The 226-nt window shown below is 62.4% G+C and carries 1 protein-coding gene; it reads right to left on the bottom strand.

Annotated features, from left to right (window positions below; translation table 11 throughout):
* Positions 1-226, bottom strand: a 226-nt coding sequence (locus KQX66_RS37130; protein WP_216798474.1) for a hypothetical protein, incomplete at both ends; no start/stop codon positions are given.

Here is a 226-nt window from a genome sequence, read left to right as displayed (position 1 = left end):
TAGCGCCGTTTGCGGCTCAGCCAAATATGCCACAGCCGAACGTAGCGCCGTTTGCGGCCCAGCCAAATATGCCGCAGCCGAACATAGCGCCGTTTGCGGCCCAGCCAAATATGCCGCAGCCGAACGTAGCGCCGTTTGCGGCCCAGCCAAATATGCCGCAGCCGAACATAGCGCCGTTTGCGGCCCAGCCAAATATGCCGCAGCCGAACATAGCGCCGTTTGCGGC

Origin of the sequence: Paenibacillus oleatilyticus (genome assembly GCF_018998565.1) — a bacterium.
GTDB lineage: Bacteria > Bacillota > Bacilli > Paenibacillales > NBRC-103111 > Paenibacillus_G > Paenibacillus_G oleatilyticus.
This window is presented reverse-complemented; position numbering and strand designations above follow the sequence as displayed.